Origin of the sequence: Flavobacterium reichenbachii (genome assembly GCF_002217435.1) — a bacterium.
In the GTDB taxonomy this organism is placed as follows: Bacteria; Bacteroidota; Bacteroidia; order Flavobacteriales; family Flavobacteriaceae; genus Flavobacterium; species Flavobacterium reichenbachii.
This window is the reverse complement of the sequence record NZ_MUHF01000024.1, coordinates 72,637-91,355: the sequence shown is the minus strand read 5'-3', so window position 1 is coordinate 91,355 and position 18,719 is coordinate 72,637. Positions and strand designations below refer to the sequence as shown.

At 33.1% G+C, this 18,719-nt stretch carries 12 protein-coding genes; 4 read left to right on the top strand and 8 right to left on the bottom strand.

Annotated elements, in window-relative coordinates:
* Positions 1 to 130 precede the first annotated feature (130 nt).
* Positions 131 to 1,435 (bottom strand): O-acetylhomoserine aminocarboxypropyltransferase/cysteine synthase family protein, encoded by a 1,305-nt coding sequence (locus B0A68_RS20155; RefSeq protein WP_035688281.1) that lies wholly within the window; start codon positions 1,433 to 1,435, stop codon positions 131 to 133.
* 80 nt (positions 1,436 to 1,515) lie between these two features.
* Entirely contained in the window at positions 1,516 to 1,704 is a 189-nt protein-coding gene (locus tag B0A68_RS20150; protein WP_035686085.1) for a hypothetical protein, read from the bottom strand.
* An 897-nt stretch (positions 1,705 to 2,601) separates the two neighbouring features.
* Here B0A68_RS20150 and metK point away from each other — a divergent pair.
* On the top strand, positions 2,602 to 3,852 hold the full coding sequence (gene metK, locus B0A68_RS20145) for a methionine adenosyltransferase (RefSeq protein ID WP_035686088.1): 1,251 nt from the start codon (positions 2,602 to 2,604) through the stop codon (positions 3,850 to 3,852).
* 332 nt (positions 3,853 to 4,184) lie between these two features.
* On the opposite strand, the gene B0A68_RS20140 is transcribed toward metK, so the two are convergent.
* The gene (locus tag B0A68_RS20140; protein WP_035686091.1) at positions 4,185 to 5,651 is read right to left on the bottom strand and encodes a M28 family metallopeptidase; all 1,467 of its coding nucleotides are present in this window, start codon (positions 5,649 to 5,651) and stop codon (positions 4,185 to 4,187) included.
* Positions 5,652 to 5,821: 170 nt separating this feature from the next.
* Here B0A68_RS20140 and B0A68_RS20135 point away from each other — a divergent pair, with 170 nt between their 5' ends.
* Positions 5,822 to 7,591, top strand: a complete 1,770-nt coding sequence (locus tag B0A68_RS20135; protein WP_035686094.1) for a DUF4153 domain-containing protein — start codon at positions 5,822 to 5,824, stop codon at positions 7,589 to 7,591.
* A 60-nt stretch (positions 7,592 to 7,651) separates the two neighbouring features.
* On the opposite strand, the gene B0A68_RS20130 is transcribed toward B0A68_RS20135, so the two are convergent.
* From B0A68_RS20130 to B0A68_RS20120, 3 genes are all read right to left on the bottom strand, one after another.
* Entirely contained in the window at positions 7,652 to 9,901 is a 2,250-nt protein-coding gene (locus B0A68_RS20130; protein WP_035686096.1) for a hypothetical protein, read from the bottom strand.
* A gap of 93 nt (positions 9,902 to 9,994) precedes the next feature.
* Complete coding sequence (locus tag B0A68_RS20125) at positions 9,995 to 12,682, bottom strand: carboxypeptidase-like regulatory domain-containing protein (protein ID WP_035686099.1); 2,688 nt, start codon at positions 12,680 to 12,682, stop codon at positions 9,995 to 9,997.
* 25 nt (positions 12,683 to 12,707) lie between these two features.
* A complete protein-coding gene (locus B0A68_RS20120; protein ID WP_035686101.1) occupies positions 12,708 to 13,619 on the bottom strand; it encodes a GLPGLI family protein in 912 nt (303 codons plus the stop codon).
* A gap of 235 nt (positions 13,620 to 13,854) precedes the next feature.
* Here B0A68_RS20120 and B0A68_RS20115 point away from each other — a divergent pair, with 235 nt between their 5' ends.
* Both B0A68_RS20115 and B0A68_RS20110 read left to right on the top strand, forming a co-directional pair.
* Positions 13,855 to 14,670, top strand: coding sequence for a hypothetical protein (locus tag B0A68_RS20115; protein WP_035686103.1), 816 nt, complete (start codon positions 13,855 to 13,857; stop codon positions 14,668 to 14,670).
* Entirely contained in the window at positions 14,670 to 15,284 is a 615-nt protein-coding gene (locus tag B0A68_RS20110; RefSeq protein ID WP_035686105.1) for a deoxynucleoside kinase, read from the top strand. Before B0A68_RS20115 ends, B0A68_RS20110 begins: the two co-directional genes overlap by 1 nt.
* Before the next feature lie 274 nt (positions 15,285 to 15,558).
* Here the strand turns inward: B0A68_RS20110 and B0A68_RS20105 are convergent, their stop codons facing one another.
* Complete coding sequence (locus tag B0A68_RS20105; protein WP_035686107.1) at positions 15,559 to 17,991, bottom strand: sodium-translocating pyrophosphatase; 2,433 nt, start codon at positions 17,989 to 17,991, stop codon at positions 15,559 to 15,561.
* Between the two features lie 113 nt (positions 17,992 to 18,104).
* On the bottom strand, positions 18,105 to 18,635 hold the full coding sequence (locus B0A68_RS20100) for an inorganic diphosphatase (protein WP_035686110.1): 531 nt from the start codon (positions 18,633 to 18,635) through the stop codon (positions 18,105 to 18,107).
* Between the last annotated feature and the right edge of the window lie 84 nt (positions 18,636 to 18,719).

Here is an 18,719-nt window from a genome sequence, read left to right as displayed (position 1 = left end):
CGCCTCTACAAAATGAACTTATATTACTTATATGGTTCAAAACCTTTATACTGGATGCTTTTATTATAAAAAATCACCTCTAGCAGATCGCGATGCTAAAGGCAATTTTTCAAACAAAAAACAAAAAAACCTAATTTTTATTGATACTGTACTGCGATTGTGTCACACTTGCAAAAACAGTCTGAAGATCTGCTATTAAATCTTCGATATCTTCAATTCCGACAGAAAGACGAACCAAATCTTTAGAAACTCCTGTTTCAATTTGCTCTGCATCTGTCAATTGCTGATGTGTTGTACTCGCAGGGTGAATAATAAGTGATTTAGTATCGCCGATATTGGCCAAAAGAGAGAACAATTTTGTTTCGTCTACCACTTTTTTCGCTGCATCAAAACCTCCTTTTAGGCCAAAAGTGATAACTCCACTTTGTCCTTCAGGAAGATATTCTTTGGCTAAATCAAAATATTTATTTGATTTTAAACCTGGATAATTTACCCAAACTACTTCTTCCTGCTTCTCTAACCATTCGGCCAGAGCCAAAGCATTTTCGCTGTGTTTCTTGATTCGAATAGGCAGCGTTTCTAATCCCTGAATGATCTGAAAAGCATTAAACGGACTCAAAGCCGCGCCAAAATCACGTAAACCTTCTATTCGTGCTTTTGCGATAAAGGCGGCATTTCCCAGCGCTTCGTGATAAACCAACCCGTGATATCCTGCAGCAGGTTCTGTAAATTCAGGGAATTTTCCGTTAGACCAGTCAAAATTTCCCGCGTCGATAATAACACCGCCTAAAGAAGTTCCGTTTCCGGAAATATATTTTGTCAATGAGTGAATTACAATATCGGCACCATATTTTATTGGATTTAATAAATAAGGTGTCGCAACTGTATTGTCTACTATAAAGGGTACTTTAAAAGCTTTGGCTTCTGCCGAAATTCTTTTTAAATCCAAAACATCTAATTTTGGATTTCCTAAAGATTCTACAAAAAATGCTCTTGTATTTTCTTTTGCTGCTTTTGTGAAATTTTCTGGTTTTGAAGGATCAACAAAAGTTGTTGTAATTCCTAATCTTGGCAAAGTGACTTTTAATAAATTATAAGTCCCTCCATATAAACTATTTGAAGCCACAATATGATCTCCAGTTCTTAGCAGGGTTAACAAAGCAGTAGAAATTGCTGATGCTCCAGAAGCTGTAACCACTGCTGCAATACCGCCTTCGAGCGCAGCAAGACGCTGTTCTAAAACATCATTTGTAGGGTTATTTAATCGGGTATAAATAAACCCAGCTTCTACAAGACCAAATAGATTGGCAGCATGGTCTGAATTATTAAAAACATATGATGATGTCTGATAAATTGGCACTGCTCTGGTTCCTGAATTTTTTGTTACATCGTGTCCTGCGTGTAATGCGTTTGTTGAAAATTTTTGTGTGCTCATGATTTTGTGTTTTTTAATGTTGTTGATAGTATATTTTTTATTGAATGTCAGATTCAATTGATTTTGCAATTTGGAAGTTTCTAAACATAAAGATCTTCTTCTTCGAGAGTATACATTTGAGACAATAAAGATTTTTGACCTTTTATATAGTGTTCAGGATCATACTTTAAAGCTTCACTTATTGGTTCTTCAGATTTATTCTTATTTTTTTGAGAATCTGTTCTCAATAAGTACTGAAATGCGATTGTATTTATATCTAATGTATTCATGATTTAAAATTTAAAATGTTGAAATAAAAAACCCTTTTGGCTGGCTTACCAAAAGGGTTTATAGTTTAACTATAACAAAGATTTTATCTTTCACTTTTAGCAGCAACAGAGCGGGGCGCATTTGCGCATCATACAACATATCATCATTTTGTCTGTTACAGTTTTCATATTATTAAATGTATTAATTAGATTGTTTTTCTTAATTCGACTAATTTGATAGAGTAAATATAGTAACTATTTTTAAACCACCAAAAATAAATTCAAATTTTTATTATTAAAAAATAAATCATTGTGTTAAAATCTTTTTTATTTTTTTTAACTCCCTTTAAAATAAGGACTTAAGAAAGATTTATCAAAAGACATTTTTTTTATTGTTTTTTTGACTTCTCCATTATTCTAACTTAGCTGAATAATTTTAGAATAAAAAAAACCTCTGCGGTCTGCAGAGGTTCTATATATAATTTGTGAAAAAAAATTTACAATAGTGTCTCTGCGGAAATCTCCGGCATATTACAAGACATATTGCAAATTGTTATTTTCATTGTGTTTTTATTTTGATGAGGCAAAGTTGCAAAGTATTTTTCAATCAGCCAAACAAAATACAAAATATATTTCTATTATCCTATCAACGTAGTATGATATGTTAAATTTCTACACATAAAAACAAAAAAATGTGAAGTTTAATTTGCAAATCAAAATGGTTTCATACATTTGCACACAAATACAGAGGAAAAATTTGAACTGATTGCAACCTCTTCATAATGATATCATTCATTATGAGTACTGAAAATTTAGTTTCGGTATTAAAAAATGCTAAAGCAGGAACTCTCCTTTAGCCTTTTTTTGCAATTATTTTTTCCTTGCTTAATTAAAATTATACTAATTTAATATATTATTATGGCTTATTTATTTACGTCAGAATCTGTTAGTGAAGGACATCCAGACAAAGTTGCAGATCAAATTTCGGATGCATTAATTGACAACTTTCTGGCATTTGATGCTGACTCGAAAGTAGCATGTGAAACTTTAGTTACAACAGGTCAGGTAATTTTGGCTGGTGAAGTAAAATCGAATACGTATCTGGACGTACAGCATATTGCACGTGAGGTAATCCGTAAAATTGGTTATACTAAAAGTGAATATATGTTTGAAGCAAATTCCTGCGGAATTCTTTCGGCTATTCACGAGCAGTCTGCAGATATCAATCAGGGTGTAGACAGAGCTAAGCCAGAAGAGCAAGGTGCTGGTGACCAAGGTATGATGTTTGGTTACGCAACTAATGAAACTGAAAATTATATGCCATTGGCACTTGATTTATCTCATAAATTATTACAAGAGTTAGCTGCTCTAAGACGTGAAAACAAAGAAATTACTTATTTACGTCCGGATGCAAAATCGCAGGTAACTTTAGAATACAGCGATGACAACAAACCAACTCGTATTGATGCAATTGTAATCTCTACACAACATGACGATTTTGATGAAGAAGCGAAAATGCTGGCTAAAATCAAAAAAGATATCATCGAAATCCTTATTCCAAGAATCATTGATAAAAATCCAGCTCACGCTCATTTATTCAATGATAAAATCAACTATCATATTAACCCAACAGGAAAATTCGTTATTGGAGGACCTCACGGAGATACTGGTTTAACAGGAAGAAAAATTATTGTGGATACTTACGGTGGAAAAGGTGCTCACGGTGGTGGTGCATTCTCTGGAAAAGATCCAAGTAAAGTAGATAGAAGTGCTGCTTATGCTACACGTCATATCGCTAAAAACTTAGTGGCTGCAGGTGTTGCTGACGAAATCTTAGTTCAGGTTTCTTATGCTATTGGAGTTGCACAGCCAATGGGAATTTTCATTGAAACTTACGGAACTTCTAAAGTAAACTTAACTAACGGTGAAATCGCTAAAAAAGTTGAAGCTATCTTTGATATGCGTCCTTACTTTATCGAACAACGTTTGAAATTAAGAAATCCTATTTACAGCGAAACTGCTGCTTACGGACATATGGGACGTAAACCAGAAACGGTAACTAAAACTTTTTCTGCTCCAGGAGGAAATGAAAAAACAGTTACGGTTGAATTGTTTACATGGGAAAAACTTGATTTTGTTGATCAGGTAAAAACTGCATTTGGATTGTAAAATGAGATTATTGTCCCGAAGTTTCGGGATTAGGTTGTTAGATTTCTTGACAACTAGTTAATCTTAAACATAAAAAAGAGGCTGTCTATTTATTTAGACAGCCTCTTTTATTTTTAGTGAATTTGTAATGTTTAATCTGTGTGTTGTTTGAACGCGAATGAAACGAATTCGCTATTGCGAAAACGCGGATGAAAACGGATTATTTCTTATTCATTTTCTACTTTGAGCAGAATATAAAAATAAAATCCGTTTTTATCCGCGTCTTTACGAAGTAAATCCGTTTTATCTGCGTCTTAATTTCAATACAAATAAAACCATCCAATCTTTAGAATTTATCTTTCTAATTTTACATTTGGTAATGTTTTAGGACGACCTGCATCATTAGATAAAATCCAGCCTGTACGATACATCCATTCTGTCATTTTGCGCAGTTTTACGTAATCTATATTTTCTGATTCATCCATTGGCGTGTGGTATTGGCTATGAAGAACGCTTGTATAAAATACAGATGGAATTCCTCTTTTTGCATAAGGCAAATGATCTGAGCGGAAGTAAAAATATTCCGGATGTTCTGGTCTGTCCCAAAGTTTATCCAAATCAAATTTTGGTCCTTCATCGTTTGCTCTTTTAGCTATGGCAACCAAATCTGAAGAGTTTTCGTGAGGTGAACTTGAGCCTAATAAAGCAGCTTGATTTACATCATTTCTACCAATCATATCTCCGTTTAAAACTGCTACAATATCTTTTTCCGGCACTGTAGTATGTGCAGAATACCATCTTGACCCTAGTAAACCACGCTCTTCAGAACCGTGGAAAACAAATAATGCTGTTCTTTTTCCTGGTTGTTTTTTGTATGCTCTTGCAATTGCCAGCATTGCTACACAAGTACTTGCATTATCATCTGCTCCATTATAAATAGAGTCTTTGCCGTATTTTTGTCTTACACCGTCGTGATCTTGGTGTCCGCTAAAAAGAACGTATTCATTTTTCAATTTAGGATCTGTACCTGCTATTGTTCCCACAATATTTACAGATGGATACTTATAGGTTTCAGAAACAACTTGTGTAGACAAAAGATCTTTGGTGGTTTTTAAGTATTCTAATTGATCACCATGAACCCAAAAAACAGGCATTGTTGTACCAATTTTATCTCGGAAACCGTCAATTCCGTAAAGACCACGAGTCATTTGCGGTTCTACCTGAGACCAGCTTTCTTCTCCTAATTTGTCTGCAACAATAATCATAGCTGCAGCACCTTTTTTGGTTAAAAGTTCATAATATTTAGCTCGTACAAGAGTAGGATAACGTCTGTCAAAAAGCGAAATATCATCTGCAATTCCTTCTTTTGAAGCCAATATAACAACTGCTTTTCCTTTTATATCTGCTTTTTCGATTTCTTGTTTTGTTGCTGCTCCTAAGTAAACTATTGGTGCATCAACTTTTGTGTTTGTTGTTTCTGCTACCAAAACTTCACTCCACAATTTATATTCTTTTTGGCCAATTTTAAATTTTGTATTAGAGGTAACCTGATGCCTGTACATATCAAAAAACTGGAAAAAAGTTCCATCATCACCAGCTGGTGACATTCCGGCTGCTTTTGCTTTATCAGCCAGCCACATCGACACTTTTAATTCGTCTAAAGTTCCTGCTTCGCGACCATTAAAGTGGTCACCGGCCATCTCATACATGTCTGTTCTAAGATCTTTATCAGTAATTGCCGTTACTAAAGGTTTCTTAACTGCCTGCGAAAAAACTACTCCGCTGTAGGCAATTAAAACAAGGATCATTTTGTTTTTCATACGTTTTAATTTTATAACCCAAACTTAATCATTTCAGAACAAAAAAAAGCATTTGTGTCATCCAGATATCTAAATTCTAAATCAAAGTAATGTCTTTTTTAACCTTTTTTCTTTTTATTTGGTAATGTATTACATTTTGCATTTCTTAGTACAAAATAACTTATTAAAAGATGAGCAGACTTCCTTCGTTGCAAACTGTATTAAATAGTACGATAAAGACCATTTCAAAATTTCCTCTGGAAACCTTCGTTGCAGTTCTCGGAACTATTTTTGCCATTATATACAATGACTTGCCATATGATTATGATGCGTCAAGGGAATTTTACACAAAAGGTTTACTGAGCTGTTCTTTATGCCTAATGTTGTTTCTTTCTATCAGTTTATATTTTCAGGCATCGAGAAAAGGTAATGTAATTCGTTTTTTGACAAGTATTGTTTTAGGAAGTTTAGTCACAGGATTTGTTTTCAGCTTTAAAGAAAACATTACAAGTGCAGAAATACAGCAATATTTTGCGCTTAGTATTGTGCTCCATCTTTTGGTTTCGTTTGCCGGATTTTTACCAATAAAGTACAAACAAGAAGAATTCTGGGAATTCAATAAGCAACTTTTTATTAGAATCTTAACCAGTGGCTTATATACGGTTGTTCTTTACTGCGGATTAGCATTGGCTGTGTTAGCAGTTGAAAAGCTATTTAAAGTTGAATTTTACGATCATATTTATTTTTACATTTTCTTTACTATTGCAGGAATCTTTAATACTCTTTTCTTTTTAAGCGGTGTTCCTGAAACGACCAATACAGAAAAACCTTTACAGCTCAATTACCCAAAAGGACTTAAAAACTTTACTCAGTTTGTGTTGCTTCCTCTTATAAGTTTGTATTTAGTAATCCTGATTTGCTACGAAGCCAAGATTCTGGTAACGCAGTCTTTACCTGTAGGCTGGGTTTCGTATTTGGTTTTAATATTTGCTTTTTTCGGAATTTTATCTTTTTTACTTGTTCATCCAATTGCCAGCCAAAGCAGCAATCTTTGGATGAAAACTTTTAACCGCTGGTTCTATTTTCTATTAATTCCGTTATTAATTCTATTATTCTGGGCTATTTTTTACCGCATCAATTTGTATGGTTTTACACACGAGCGTTATTATGTCTTATTGCTGTGTGTTTGGCTGGCAGTTGTTGTTGGATATTTCTTAGTTATAAAACATCCGAAAATTAAATTTATCCCTATAAGTATGTGCCTTGCAGGATTATTTTCTATAATTGGCCCACAAAGTGCCGATTCTGTTTCGAAACGCAGTCAATTATCACGTTTTGAAAGTTTTATGCAACAATCATCGGAAAAGAAAAATCTAACTTTTGAAGAAGAAAAAGATTTAAGCAGTATTGTTACTTTTCTTAAAGATAATTACGGAACAGAAAGTATGGTTCCTTATGCAAAAACTAAGTTAGAAGCACTTCTTAAAAGAGATAAAAGACCTAGTGATTACGAAATCATGGAAGCATTAGGGTATGAATACAGGTATTATTATGAGAAGAAAGAAGAAAACAATACTTTATATTATAACTATTACGAAAATGAATCTGGATCGATAGAAAATATTCATGATTATGATATTTCTCTAATGTTGTCCAGCCCAAATGAATTCAAATGTACAAACTGTACTAAAATAGACAACAAATCATATTCTATTAAATCTTATACAAAAGATTATGGTGTCGATTTACAAATTAACGATGATCTTGTTCCTTTAGAAATTAAACCTTTTATTTATAAAAATTTCAAACACAATCGTCCTTCAGATGAAAAAGTTACTCAAACTATAACAACTCCAAAATATAATATTCTCATTACTTACATAGTTGTAACTGTAGGATATAAAGACACAAAACCTATCGTAGACAATTATCAGATTAAGGTAATGATCGGAATAAAATAAAAAACAAAACCCGGAAAAATATAAATTCTTCCAGGTTTACTTTTTATTATAGAAACTTATTTAATAAGTTCCGTTTTGCATCTTGTTTAAGGTTTCACGAATTTCTGATGCTGTCTCTTCTTCCACTACATTGCTTAAAAACTTTACTGCCAGAGCTTGTGTTTCAATTCCTTTTTGCTTTTGTCCGTCTTTATAATACAACTGCGCTAAAGTGTCTAAATAATAAGGATTGTTTTTATTTACAATTAAGCTGTACTCAGACCACTCAATTGCAGATTTTAAAAAACTAGAATTTGCAGGTTTTTCTACAACAGACCAAGCTGCAGAATTGCATATATTAGAATGATATTCTTTAAAAGCACTCCATCCGTCATAGTAATATTCAGAACTACTGTTTAATGCTGTAAACATTTCGTCTAGTTTTACTATAGCATTTCCTTTGTCTGATAAATAGGTATTAAAATAAGTATTGAATTCTCTTAAATAAGTAATATAATCACTCGTTTTCTCTGCTTCCTGACTCAAATATGCTAAGTAGTTTTTATAACAATCAAAATCACCTTTTCCTATTGCAATCAATTTTTTATAAGTTGCAATGATTTTGTTCGAATTGGAACTTCCTGTTTTTTCTTGGGGTACATAACTATTTTGCTCTAAAGCACTTGAAATTTCTGAGCTTAGATTAATGGCAATTGCAGGAGAAACAGCGTCTTCTGAAGTTTCATTTACAGCTGCTGCATTGGCTTTTTCAATTGCATCATAATGTTTAATCAAATAATCTACAGCCAGAAAATCGGTATAATTAAGTACTCGGTCTTCTTTAAAAAATTGCTTGTAAAAACCTTGATTTTTAATTTCTTTCAAAATAACGCTCACCAAAAGCATATTGGGCTGTTTGTCTTTTTGGTGTGCCTCAATTAATTTCTTCCAGATTTGAGAAACTTCTTTTTTATCTACTGCTGTTTTTACAAATTTAAAATCTGACGGATTCTCTACATTATCTACTGTATAAGCTGTGTCATACGTGTAAGGAAGTTCGAGTGCTGCTGCTTTATCAAGAGCCAAAATTAAGTCAGCATCTGCTGCCTTCTTATTTTTTACCGTTTTACTAAACGCATACAAAGCGTCGGTTCTTTGGAGGTCTTTATATAACTCATCAAAATAAGTCAGTTTAGAATTTTCGTCGTTCAAAGTAGATTTGGCTGTCGCCAAAACATCTCCTTCGCCGTTCAAAATAATAATACTCGGAACATCTGTAGTTTTATTTGATTTCAGCCATTTTTTATCTTCGGCTCCAGCCAGATAATAATTAAAAGTATCATATTGTGCTTCGTAACCATTGTACATATAATAGCTTATATCTGTCTGCTTGCCTGTAATAAAAGCGTCAAAATCTGCTTTGGCCGAAGGATTTTTACTGTCTGAATAAACTACAAGAAATTTATTTTTTGCAGTTTTAGTAGAAGTAATAGCATTTTTTAAACTGCTTTCGATTTTAAATTTAAAATTATAGTTACTATAACTGTATGCAGAATCTACAGTAACTGCTGCGGTATCTATAGTGGTTCCAAAATCATCGGCTATCAAAGGCTCTTTTCCTGGATAAGTCCAATTAGAAACCGTTTTATTTTCGAGTGCTGTTACAACAGCTTTCTTAGCCGGTGTTACTTCTTTTTCATTTATAAAAACTAACGGATTTAATCCTGCCTTTTCAGAAATACGCAATTCATTGGTTTTTTTATCTAAATAACCTTGAATGTTCAAATTAGATAAAAGATTTGGCTTATAATTTATAGTGATTTCTGCTACATCTTTTGGCAGTTCGTATTTTGAGATTTGGGTCTGAGCATCATAATAGCCTTCATTTACCAAATACAAATAATCTGCGCGATCAATCTCAAACTCCAAATCTTTTTTATCATAATCGGGATTTATCTTGTATTGAATATCTGAAATTCTTTGGTAATTTACTGCATTAGAACCATTTTGCGTTCCTAAATACAAGGAATATAATGATGAACTGTCTAAGAATTTAATCTTGATTTTCTTAGCGTTTTTTTGTCTTTTAAAATCAAGCTCAAAAACACTGGACTCTTTTTTGTCATTTATAAACAAAAGCGAATCTCCTTTTATTTCATAATTTCCAGAACTAAAAACGAGTTCGTATTTATTATTATCTAATAAATTTAATTTGATCTGCTGTCCTTTGTTTGTCGACATATAAGATCCTTTTTCTATACCATTGGTCTGTGAAAAAGAATTGAATACTAAACAAAAAATGGTCAAAAAGCTCCATGTAAAATTGCGCATGTTTATTTTTTTTGATTATAACTATTAATGAACAAAGATATTTTATTCTAATTGAAATAAATCAGAAAAAAGACATATTCTGTAATCAAAATACTATAAATTGTATTTCATAGAAAAAATGATATATCTCGGCTGAACGGTATATTGTGAAACTCGGGTAGAAAACTGCGAAAAGCTGTCATCATTAAGATATCGTGTATTTAGTAAATTGGTTGCTGCAACTTTGTACTCCCATTTACTATCCTTTTTTTGATAAATTAAACTTGCGCTTAAAAAATCATATTCGTTATTAACCTCTTTACTGCTATTATAATAATGATAAAACTCATATTCTGACACAAAGGAGAAACTATCCAGAAAATAATAGTCTAAGCGTGCAAATGGTTTATCTGTATAATAAGTAGAACCGCTGTATTTATTGATTAAGGCATTATAACCAAATTCTATATTGGGCATGTTTTTATAATTTGTAGAAGCTTTTACAGTATAACTTTGAGTAAAACTCTCTGTGGTTGTTAACTCTCCATTTTGAATGTTATTAAATTTTGACCAATTAAAAGTTGCATTAGCCGAAGCTTTATAATTCTTTAAAAACGAACGTCCGTAATTTCCCATTCCTAAGAAAGTTTCATCGGCTAAATTAGAATTATATGGATTTGATTCCTGATTAATTCCGGTAAATTTAGCTTCTGTTTTAATGGCGTCTACTTTTCTGGTGTAAGTTGCATTAGCAAAAATATTTTCAAAATTGAACATATTATACTTAAAATATCGAAGTACATGCACCTGCGAAGTGGCGTTTTCTAAGTAACGATTGCCACGAAACAAACTGCTGTAATCTGATAAGACATAACCTGAAGCGAGCTGATTAATATCTGTAAAATCATTTGTCAAAGAGAAATTATACGTCAGCGTTTCTGATTTTTTTATTTGATATAAGGCAAAAAAATCAGGTAGTATTTTTGTGAAATTCTGCGAATAATCTGTTGCCGACTGCGTGTTTTTCATTGTGTAAGAATGCACACTGAAACCAGGCGTGAGAGTAAATTTGCCTGTTAGTATTTTATAATGAAATCCTAGAAACACATCGTTAAAATTGTATTTTACTTTATTGTTATTCTCTGGATTATCCAAATCGTTTTGGTCTCCATTATCCAAAATCTGAAAAATATGCGAATTAAAATCCTGATATGAATACGTATTACCCAACGTGATATTGATATTACTTTTTGGCGTTACCATATAATAATAATCCAGTTTTGCATCTACTTTGTTTGTTTTTACAAATCGATCCTGATTCAGGTCATTTCTTTCCTGAAACATGGTGTAGCCTGATAAAAGAAAAGGCAGTGTTCTTAAGTTGGCATTGTAAAAAGGATTTTCGTCCTGATATAAATGCTGCATTTCAAAAGCAAAAATATTTTTATCACTTTGTGTATAATATAAACTCAAATTCTGGTTTATAGACGTCGGATCTTGTTTCTTAGTTGTAAAAATAGTCTCAGAAAGAGAAGTATTATTTACAACTTGCTCACGAAGTAAATCTGAGTCTTCTTCTTGTTTTGATAATTTGGTTAAAATATCATAATCAAACTGAAGTTTAGCGTTTGGTTTGTAAGTAGAACTCAGTTTAAACAATCCTAAATTGTTCTTTTGGTGCGTCAGCTCGTCTCTGTTCTGCTGATCGCCTGAATCTAAAATCGTTGTTTTAGATTTTGTTTCTAAATCAGTTTTTGAAGAAGATAAAATTCCAAACCCGCTCAGAGTCCATTTTTTTGTCGGTGAATACGAAAAGTTTGTTGCTCCAAATTTGGTTTCAATTTCTTTCGCACGATTATTTCTTAAAATCGAAATTCCCAAATCATTAGAAGAAACATTAAAATTACTTCCTCCTTTTTTCATCATATTTTTAAAACCGCCGGTAAACTTAAAATAATCCTGAGCTGTAAGCGGCAATTCTCCAATATTATTAAAATTGGTAATTAAGTTAACGCTGTATTTTGGACTATAATAGAATAATTTGGGGTTAATAATATACCGGCTGTCTAATTCTCCGACACCAATTCCTGCTGTGACATCACCAAACCAAAAATTCTTTTTTCCGTCTTTCAGTTTTATGTTCATCGCTACATTATCCTGATCATTTTCAAGACCTTTTAGTGCGCTTATTTCATTATAATTTCTTAAAACCTGAATTTTATCAATCGCGTCTGCCGGAATATTTTTGACTCCTAATTTGGTATCACCATCAAAAAAATCCTTTCCTTCTACCATCAATTTAGAAACTTTTTTTCCTTCTACTTCTATTTCTCCGTCGGCATTTACCTCAACTCCCGGCAATTTTTTAAGAACATCTTCCAATTTTCTTTCTGTGCCTGTTTTAAAGGAATCTGCATTATAAACTATCGTATCGCCTTTTATAGAAACAGGCATTTCGCGTACAATCTCTACTCCTTCTAATTCTATTCCCGCATCATCGAGAACAATAGTTTGAGTAATGTTTTCTGTTTTGGTCGAAATTGCTATTTCTTTAGATTTCATTCCCAGAAAACTGATTTTTATGCTATAAGCTGTATTGGGTTTCAGTGTAAGCTGAAACTTTCCTTTATCGTTTGTAATTCCATAAGAATCCATGGCTTTTGTGGCTGTATTTATTGCCATTATATTGGCCATCTCTAAAGGATTTTTTTGCGTATCCTGAATATATCCATCAAAACGAACGCTTTGCGAAAAGGAAATAGCAGTAAATAAAAAGGCGAAGAAAAACAGTATTTGTTTCATTAAAAAGGTTCTAGGGAGGTAAAAATTATCGTCTGATCATAACTGGACCTGGACCGCCGCCATTTCTGCCGCGATTCATTTCTCTAAATTCTTCCATTTTTTTTATTACCGTTTCGTCATAATCTTTCTGCGAAATTACTTTTCCTTTTGAAGGTGCTTTTATTACTGCTTTTTCTTTGGCGTTCAAAACAATTTTTGAGCATAAAATTACAGTTTTGCCATCGTTTACTTCTAAAATTAAACCAGGCAGACCCCAATAATTTTCTGGTCCTTGATTTACAGGAATCTCTGGAGTATACCACGCTGTAATGACAATTTCTTTTGGGATTTCAAAATTATCCTCAAAATTGGTTTTGGTTTCTCCAGACGTCTTTTTAGGATCGTCTTTTTTGTCGTCTTTTTTATCGTCGTTGTTTTTTGGTCTGAAATTTCTAAAATCACTTTTACTGGCTTCTTTAACTGCAGTCGCTTTGTAACAGTTATAACCGCCGATTAGCTTGGTTTCTGTTTCTAATTTCCAATTTAATTTTGGGAGAGAGTCTACAACCAGAAATTCTTTACCCATAAATTCTTTATCAACGGTATAAGACTTGGCTTTTACATCTTTATAGAAAGTGCCTCCGCCTCCCATAAAAGAATTCATCATGATTCGCATTCCGCCATTTTGTTGTCCCGGCGCATCTAGTTTTTCTTCTTCTTTGTAAATGGAAGCTGTTTTATCAAAATTTAGAATAAAAGTCTTTTCCAGCATCTGCTTCATTCTATCTTCCATTGTTTTCTGCATTTCTGGCGTAATATCACGGTTTCCGTTACGCATTCCTTCCAGTTTTGGTGCTTGAGTTTTTGACTCGTAAACCGCCATGCCCTGAAAATCTTTTTGAGCTTGTGCCTGACTAAAAGCCAGCATTAAAAACAAATAATATGATAATTTTTTCATTGGTTGATTTTATAGTTAAGTAAATCTGATGAACTTACTCTCAAATTTATAACTAATTTTAAAATATTAAAACTTAAATATATTAATACTAGCAGTAAATCGACAAAAGTGCTGATTAATTAGACCATTAGAATTTTAAAAGGTTTAAACATCTTAAATTATTATATACTTACAATTTAAGTCATTTAATGAGGAGTTTTTTCGTAAATTGGCTTTTTAGAAATTTAAATTCAAAATGAACAAAACAGCTTGGAGATTTTTCCTTTTATTTATTATTTTTTGTTCGTGTGCAGCTGTTTATTCTCAAAATCAAAAAATAAGTGCCGTCTCTGTTTCTCAAAATTTTATTGATGCCGATGAATTTTTAGGATATGATTCTTTTGGATATTCTTATCTGATTAAAAATAATGTTTTTCGTAAAACTAAAGGCACTGAAACCTGGGAATATAAAAATGTTTCTTTAGGAAATATCACAAAAGTTGATTTACAAAATCCGCTCAAAATTGTTTTGTTTTATGAAGATTTCAATAGTGTAATCTTACTTGATAATCAACTAAATAAAATAACAGAAATTAATTTCTCCCAAAATCCAATTCCGATTACCGTTGCAGCAATTGGCATGTCAGCACAAAACCAGCTCTGGATTTATAATACTTTAAATCAGCAGATAAGCCTTTTTGATTATCTAAAAAACGAGTATAAGACCGTCTCAACTCCCTTAATAGATAACATAAAATATTACCAGACAGATTTTAATACTTTTTACTGGATTGATCAAAAAAACAATTGGTTTTCCTGTAATATCTTTGGAAAAATCACAACATTAGGAAAAATTGCTGATTTTGACAAAATCGAGTTCATAAACGATCATCAATATATTTTCAGCAAATCTGATATGCTGTATTTTACAGATAATAGCCGCACAAATTCGACTGCAGTTTTAGGAATTGAAAATTTAGAAAAAACGTTTGATAAATTTTATTACAAAGACCAAATTTTATCTATTTTTACAGCTAAAGAAATTTTAAATTATAAAATCGTAACACCGTAATGCACATAGCAATAGCAGGAAATATAGGAGCAGGAAAAACAACATTAACGAAGTTATTGGCCAAACATTTTAAATGGGAACCCCATTATGAAGATGTAGTTGACAATCCTTATTTAGATGATTTCTACCACCAGATGGAGCGCTGGTCGTTTAACCTTCAGATTTATTTCCTCAACAGCCGTTTTCGTCAGGTGCAGCAAATTCGTGAAAGCGGAAAAAAAATAGTTCAGGACAGAACAATTTATGAAGATGCTCACATCTTTGCGCCCAACCTGTATTCGATGGGATTGATGACAAGTCGTGATTTTGAAAATTATACGTCATTATTTGAATTAATGGAAACTTTGGTAAAAGCTCCGGATTTATTAATTTATCTAAGAAGTTCTATACCAAATTTAGTAGGCCAAATACATAAACGCGGACGCGAGTACGAAAACTCGATTTCTATCGATTATTTAAGCCGTTTGAACGAAAGATACGAAGCTTGGATCCAGACTTACGCTAAAGGAAAACTTTTAATTATAGACGTTGATAACATCAATTTTGTTGATAATCCAGAAGATTTGGGAAATATCATTAATAGAATTGATGCTGAATTGAATGGGTTGTTTTAAAACACAGATTTACATAAAATAAAAATGCCTCTAAAACTTTTTTAGAGGCATTTTTATTTTATATCCTAACAGGTTTCCAAAACCTGTTAGGTATGTTTTTTTTATTTACTCTAATCCGTAAAACTTTCATTAGACACCTAGAGGCATTTTTTATTTAATATCCTAACAGGTTTCCAAAACCTGTTAGGTATGTTTTTTTATTTACTCTAATCCGTAAAACGTTCAATTAGATACCTAACTGGTTTTAGAAACCTGTTAGGTTAATCAAATTAATTTATTTTGCAGTTTCTATTTTTGCTTTTACTTCTTCTTCTGTTCCTTCAAAAACTTCTGTTGTTGTTTTACCATTTTCGGTTTTTGTTACAGATCCAATAGTTTTACCATTTTCATTTCTCAGTTCTATACGAGTTGATTTTTTCTCGTATTTGCTTGTATCAAAACAATCTGTTTTTTTGTATTTTCCCTCACCACTTGCATGCATTTCAGTTTTCGCACAGCAAGAAACTTTTTCTGCCAGACCTGAAGCCGAATGTCCTTCGCCCAAAATTGGTGCAATGACCAACCCAATCAAACACGTTAATTTAATTAAGATGTTCATAGACGGTCCGGAAGTATCTTTAAACGGATCTCCAACTGTGTCTCCGGTTACGGCTGCTTTATGCGCATCAGAACCTTTATAAGTCATTTCACCGTTGATCATAACTCCAGCTTCAAAAGATTTCTTAGCATTATCCCAGGCACCTCCTGCGTTATTTTGAAAAACAGCCCAAAGAACACCAGAAACGGTAACTCCAGCCATATATCCACCTAACATTTCAGCAATCAACTGATTGTTATCTGAGTAAACTAATTTCCCTAATAATACGATTGCAATTGGAAAACCAATAGTTAAAATTCCCGGAAGCATCATTTCGCGTAAAGCGGCTTTTGTAGAAATTTCGACACATTTTCCGTATTCTGGTTTTCCGGTTCCTTCCATAATTCCAGGAATTTCTTTAAACTGACGACGCACTTCATAAACCATATACATTGCGGCTTTCCCTACTGAATTCATCGCTAAAGCTGAGAAAACTACCGGAATCATACCGCCCACAAATAACATCGCTAAAACCGGCGCTTTAAAAATATTGATTCCGTCGATTCCTGTAAAAGTTACGTATGCTGCAAATAAAGCCAAAGATGTTAAAGCTGCAGATGCAATTGCAAATCCTTTTCCGGTTGCTGCAGTTGTATTTCCTACTGAATCCAAAATATCGGTTCTTGTTCTTACTTCTTTTGGTAATTCACTCATTTCTGCGATTCCTCCAGCATTGTCCGAAATTGGACCGAACGCATCAATCGCTAATTGCATTGCTGTAGTTGCCATCATTGCCGAAGCCGCCAAAGCAACTCCGTAAAATCCTGCCAAAGCATACGAAATCCAGATCGCTGCTGCGAATAACAATACAGTTGGAAAAGTCGAAATCATCCCTGTTGCCAAACCTGCAATAACGTTTGTTCCCGCTCCTGTTGAAGATTTTTGTACAATTGCCATAACCGGTTTTGTACCTAATCCTGTATAATATTCAGTTACTGATGAAATAGCTCCGCCAACAATTAAACCTACTAAAGTAGCATAGAAAACACGCATTGATGAAATATCCTTAGAACCTTCGCCAAAAAAGCTCATCTGCATAGTTTCCGGAAGCATATGCTGCACTAAAAAGAAACAAGCCACAGCGGTTAAAGCAATCGAAACCCAGTTTCCTATATTTAATGCTTTCTGAACTTGTGCTTCTTTTGCATTGTCATCTGTAATTTTTACTAATAGCGTTCCTATAATCGAAAATATAATTCCAAAACCGGCAATTGACATTGGAAGCAAAATTGGACCAATTCCGCCAAAAGCATCACTGATGCTTCCGCCCATATCTTTTATCACATAATTTCCAAGAACCATTGCTGCCAAAACTGTTGCTACATACGACCCAAATAAATCTGCCCCCATACCTGCAACGTCTCCAACATTATCTCCAACATTATCTGCAATTGTTGCCGGATTACGCGGATCATCTTCTGGAATTCCAGCTTCGACTTTACCTACTAAATCTGCTCCTACATCTGCTGCTTTTGTATAAATACCTCCTCCAACTCTGGCAAACAAAGCTATGGATTCTGCACCAAGAGAAAAACCTGCGAGTGTTTCCAATACCACAGTCATCGTTTCAGTGTCTTTCCAAACGCCTCCCGATAATAAATTAAAGAAAATAATAAAGAAACCAGTTAAGCCTAACACCGCTAAACCTGCCACGCCTAATCCCATTACGGTTCCGCCGCCAAAGGAGACTTTTAATGCCTGCGGTAAACTAGTACGTGCCGCTTGTGTAGTTCTTACGTTTGTTTTGGTTGCTATTTTCATTCCGATGTTTCCTGCATAGGCCGAAAATAATGCACCAAATATAAATGCAGCTACGATTAATAAATGTGTTTTAACTCCCGGAATAAATGTAATTCCTGCTAATGCAATACTAGCAATAATTACGAATATGGTTAATAGTTTGTATTCTGCTTTTAGAAAGGCCAGAGCACCTTCGTAAATGTAATCTGAAATCTCTTTCATCTTACCGTCTCCGGCATCTTGCTTTAAAACCCAACTCCTTTTTATTCCCATGAAAAGTAATCCTAAAACTGCCATGACAATTGGCAGGTAAATCATAAATGCATTCATAATCTAGTAATGGTTTTGGTTAATAGTCAACGATCTAACTAAAACGAATTTAAACAAAAAAGCAATACTCCTAACCAGAGTATTGCTTTTTTTATAAAATAACAGGGTAAAAATTATTTAATGCTAAATAATCCTTCCGGTTTATTTTCAATGTCATTAAAACGCTTAGTACACTCAGCAATAATTGCGAATGCTTCGTTTACGTCTCCCCATCCTTCAACATCAACTTTTTTGTTTTCAAGATCTTTGTAAACTTGAAAAAAGTGCTCTATTTCTTTTACTAAGTGCGGGTTCATGTCTGATAAATCAGATAATGAATTCCAGATTGGATCTGAAACTGGTACACAAATAATTTTTTCGTCTGGTCCTTTATCATCTGCCATATGGAAAACACCAATTGGTTTTACTTCCATCACACATCCAGGAAAAGTTGGTTCGTTTACTAAAACCAATACATCTAGAGGATCACCGTCAAGAGCTAAAGTTTCTGGAATAAATCCATAATCAGCAGGGTACATCATTGAAGAGAATAACATTCTGTCGAAACGCATTCTTTTGATTTCAAAATCGTACTCATATTTATTTCTGCTTCCTCTTGGTATTTCGATTAATACATCGAAAGTTGTTAGTTTGTCTGCGGTCATTTTCGTTTTTTATTATATCTATAATTTCGGTTGCAAAAGTAACCAAAGAATCTATTTTTACAATAAAAAAACAGGTTAAATTAT